The sequence below is a fragment of the Clostridia bacterium genome (genome assembly GCA_017410375.1).
Lineage (GTDB): Bacteria > Bacillota > Clostridia > RGIG6154 > RGIG6154 > RGIG6154.
The window spans coordinates 1-5,109 of sequence record JAFQQW010000020.1 but is presented as its reverse complement, the minus strand read 5'-3'; the positions used below and the strand labels follow the sequence as shown (position 1 = coordinate 5,109).

General features: G+C 43.7%; 2 protein-coding genes. Both read left to right on the top strand.

Going from position 1 to position 5,109, the window contains the following annotated elements; translation table 11 throughout:
* Window positions 1–1,975, top strand: a 1,975-nt coding sequence (locus tag IJE10_02875; protein ID MBQ2967051.1) for a leucine-rich repeat protein, incomplete at its 5' end; no start/stop codon positions are given.
* A 71-nt stretch (window positions 1,976–2,046) separates the two neighbouring features.
* The gene (locus tag IJE10_02870) at window positions 2,047–4,929 is read left to right on the top strand and encodes an S-layer homology domain-containing protein (protein ID MBQ2967050.1); all 2,883 of its coding nucleotides are present in this window, start codon (window positions 2,047–2,049) and stop codon (window positions 4,927–4,929) included.
* Window positions 4,930–5,109 lie beyond the last annotated feature (180 nt).

Genomic DNA, 5,109 nt, shown 5'->3' with positions numbered 1-5,109 from the left:
TTCGGCAACCTTAACAGAAATTGGGGATTTTGCATTTGCGTTGTCTGATGCGAGCGATGCATCGAGCGGACTTGCGGAATCCTTAGAGGGCACAGCGTTTAACTGTGATGAGGATAGTGCATTGTATACTTGGGTTGCAAAAAGAGGCGAGGTATCTTCTTCTGCTAAAAACGGGGAATGCGGCGATGCGGCAACCTGGAGTATATCGGAAGATTATAAAACCTTAACCGTTTCCGGAAGCGGTGCGCTGTATGATTATACTGAAGAATCTCAGGCACCGTGGGCATCTTATGCCGGAACTATCACAACGGTTGTTATAGACAAAGGGATCACTTATATTGGTGATGAAGCATTTAAAAATCTGGCGGCACTTAATGCAATTACCATTTCGTCTTCGGTTACTGCCATCGGTGATAGCGCTTTTTACGGTTGTCTGGCATTACAAAGCCTGAAGCTGTATTCGAATACGGCAATCATTGGCGAAAATGCATTTTACAACTGTGCCGAAAGTTTAACCATTCAGGGCCAGACGGTTCACACACCGTTAAACGGCACAAAGCAAGGCAATACAACCATTACGGTTGAAAATGTCGGCGAGGTAAAGATTTTGTTTATCGGCAACAGCTATTCTCAAGGTTTGTATCAGAGAATGCAGATTGTAGGTACGAGATTGGGTATGGGCGATATAACGATAGGTCTTGTTTATCATCCGGGACAGACTTTGAATTTTTATCAGCAATGGATAGAAGGAACAACTACGCCGAATATCACCTGGAATAATTATCAGGAACGTACGCCGGAAGGCTTAGACAGCTGGCAGATAGACAATGCTTTAGATGCACTTACGCTTCGTGATTGGGACTATGTTATTCTGCAGCCATTTGGAACAGAAGCAGGAACAACCGGGTCTAATACGGTAGGTGCTTCCGGAGAAGCCAAGGAAACAACGGTAGCAGACAGCAAGGCGGATATGGAATACCTGGTAAAATGGGTAAAAGACAATGTTACCAATTCCAATGTCAAGCTAGGATATTATGGCATTTGGAGTCGTTGGGATATAACCGATGCACAAAAGTTGGATATCTGGCAGGATTATGTGGATGCATATACCGAAAAGGAATTTGATGAGCTGTTTGATTTCTATTTGCCGGCAGGTACTGCTGTGCAGAATGCCCGTCTGAATTGTTACGGGTCGGAAGATTTTAAGGTTAGCAGTGCAGATAATTTACATATTACCTCCGAAGGGAATGGCTTGGTGGCGTATACATTCTATAAAACTATGTTTAATAGTGGTTTGGAAAGCTTGTCCGCAAGTGCCGGAAATGTAAATGAAGTAAAAAATGCATTGTATGTTGCAATGGCAAATGCAACGGCTGCAAACCCGAGCAAAGTTACTTATGCGGTGGTAACCGATACGAACGGGAATAAAACCTATCACGAAACATTGGCATCTGCAGTTGCAGCAGCAGACAGCGGAGAAACATTAGATGTACTGGGTGCATGCAAGAATGATACAAAGCTAAGTGTTGCAAGCGGCGTTACCGTAAAAATGTACGGTACAGTAGCCAATCACACCGTTGTACTGAACCAAGGCGGTACAATCACGGCAACCGGTTTGCAGGCGAACGCAAATTGTGTTTTGGATTCTGTTACAAACAACAACACAGTCATTTTGATTGATGCAGCAACCGGTAATATCAGCTACGCAGATGCAGTTATATCTTATGATGTAGAGGGCAAGAGCGCATCTGTATGTGCATCCGAGACAAAAAGTGCAACTGTTATTTTTGCAAGCTATGATAATGCGGGCGTCTTAACATCTGTTTCGGTACAGAGAGAAGATTTGGCAGCGGGCGAGAATACAATTACGGCAAATGATACCTTCGTGCCTACGGGTGAAAAAGTGGTTGTAATGCTTTGGAACAGCATATCCGACATGGTTCCGATTTGTATACCCACTTCGACAGCTCTTTAATGTAAATAAAAAGCAAGGATTTAAAATTTCATAAAAATCCTTGCTTTTTTTGTCCGGGAAAGGAGAAAAATATGAAAAAATGGATTGCTTTATTATTGAGTATTTCAATGCTCGTGTCTGCCGGCACAGCTTTGGCGGCAGAGCCTTCTCAGACGGCACAGCAGATATATAGCATAGAAAAATTAAAGGATGAGATTGTGATTCCGGTAACAGAAACGGAAGGAAGCTGGAGTTCATCAAACGCGGTTAAGGGCTATGACGGTGCCGGACATGTCTGGACAAACAGCCAGGGTTCTATAGCCAAATTTACAATCAGCGGCGTTTCAGCCGGGAATTACGAGGTGTATTTTTGGGTTATGCCACATACGAATAATAAGGCAGATATTCCGCTTGCAGTTTTGCATAACGGGAAAACACATACCCAAACCTTGTACCAAAAACTTGCCTCCGGCGAAACCGTTGCTCCCGGTTGGGTCTCCCTTGGTGTATATGATTTTTGCGGCACGGGGGAGGAAAGTGTTACTTTTAAACACAGCGGATATGGGAATGTGCGCGTAAATGCAATCAAATTAGCACCTACCGATAAAGCGCTGACGGTTACAGATGTGCCGGAAGACCCGAAAATGGAAGAAAAGACGGATTCAGTTGCTATAGGTGGTTTGACTAAATCGGTGGATGTGGATCCACAGGGCAGATGCTATTATGTAGGCGCGTGGGCATTTAGTGCATCGGTTAAAGGACCCATGACAAAAGCACCCAATTCCTTATGGGTAGCGCAAAATCCGGACAGTAATACTTTTGTGGAATATTATCCGGACATTACTTCGGTGGGGAATGTGCGCATTTCTGTTTATATGCTATATTGGCATGAAAATCAAACAAACGATATAAAGTATGAAGTGCATTGCAATGGAAAAGTGGACGAATTTCACCTAAATCCGCAGGACTATACCGAAAGTCAATGGGTAACATTGGGTACATTTCCCTTCAGTGGTTCCGGAGAAGAATCTGTGAAGCTGATTTGCACCGGAACGGGAGAATCAATTGCCAATACCAGAGCGTCCACGGTTGCCTTTGAGGTTTTAAACAATGCAGGGAGCGGTGTAGATGTCTGGACAACCGTTTATGTAACACCTACCAGTGATTCCGAGACTCTGTTAAATAGCGCGAAAATGACTATGGCATCCCTTGACAAGTTTAAGGATATGCAGGGACATTGGGCAAACTATGACGTGGAATACATGGCAAACGAGGGTTTAGTATCGGGCGTTGCAGAAGGTCAGTTTGACCCCGAAGCACAGATTACAAGAGCGGAATACATTACCATTTTAGACAGAGCGATGGGTTATGAGCTTATCACAGGTGAGTCTTTTGCAGACGTTGCAGCAGATTCGTGGTATGCAACCTACGTGGCAACCGCAAAGGCAAACGGACTTTTAAACGGCTTGCCCATCGACGACGGCTTTAAACCCGAACAGCCAATCACCCGTGAGGAAATGGCTTTGTTTACCTACAACGCAATCAAAGCAACCAAGAAAAATGACGAATGGCTTGCAGATTTGCCGAGCGGTTGGGAAAATTTTGCGGATACCGCAGAAGTTTCTGATTGGGCAACCGAGGCGTTGAAATACTTAATTCAAACAGGTATTATCAAGGGTACCTCCGACACCACCGTGTCTCCTGCAGAAAATGCAACCAGAGCACAGGGTGCGGTTATCTTAAAGCGCTTTATGCAGATGTTTGTATGGGCAGGACCTTCGACAGACGAAGAATGGGTATTAACCTTTAACGAAGAATTCAATACAGATAAAATGGATTGGACTATATGGGATTCTCAGAATGGGGATTCCGGGCATATTTTATCATCTAGATGGGCGGACAATATTGAGGTGCATGACGGTAATGTGTATCTTATGAACCATCATGAAAAGCATGAAGGCAGTAATCAGGAGTGGACATCGGCACATGTCTGGGTCAGACCCGAAGTGTTCCGTCAGAGCTACGGCTATTGGGAAGCGAGATATAAATATTCAGCCGGTGCAGGAGTAAACAATGCATTTTGGATGATGACCAATGGTAAGCTTGTTTCGGAAAAAACGCAGAATTTTGAAATTGATGTCAATGAAGGTCATTATCCGAATAAAGTCAATACCAATTATCACAACTCTCACACGGGAAAATCGGTTGCAGCGGCAGAAGTAAAAACAGCAGAATATGATTTGTCGGCGGATTACCATATCTATGCGCTTGAGTGGAGCGAGGATCAATTGATTTATTATCATGACGGCAAGGTGATTGCAACCAAGACGAATCATAACGCATCCGTTCCGTTGTTTCCGTATTTATCCACCGCTATTTTAAACTGGGCAGGAGACCCGGACGAAAAGACAGATGGGTCTGCCATGATTGTGGATTATGTGCGTGTATGGCAAAGAGTGTCGGATGCGGAAAATCCGGAAAAGACCATCATAGGTGAGCCGGTAGAACTGACTGAAACGGTGGTTGAAGAAATTCCAAAGGTAAGTATTTCCGAACAGAAGCCGGATGTCAAAACATATCCCGGCGAAATCGTTATTTTGCCTGAAACCAACGGCGACGGATGGGGAGCCTCTTCTTTTAAGCCTAACTACCATGGCGGGGCGCATCAGTGGACAAATGTTGCGGGTAATTTTGTAAAATTCGATTTAAGTAATGTGCCGAAAGGAGAGTATGCGGTGTATTTTTGGAGACTGCCGCATAAATATAATGTAAGCCAGATGAATTTCTATTTGCATAACGGCGAAGAAGAACGGCTGGTTGGATCGGCGGCGTTAAAACTTGCCGAAGGAGAAAATGCGGATGAAGGCTGGGTACAAATTGGAACAATCACGGCAACAGGTGAACAATGTATTGTTTCTACTTGTCCGGGCGCAAACATTCGGGCATCTGCTTTAAAAGTCGTTCCTTTAAAATAAGAAAAAGAGCGGTTAGTTTTGATCGCTCTTTTCTTGTATAACGAAAACCACGCGATAGTTGAACTTGTAAAGTAAAAGTAGACACTAAAAACCACGAATTACACAAACCCTTGTTCAATTCTATATTGAACAGGGGTTTTATAATTTAATTTGTATGATAATCTTTCGTTATTAAAGTAA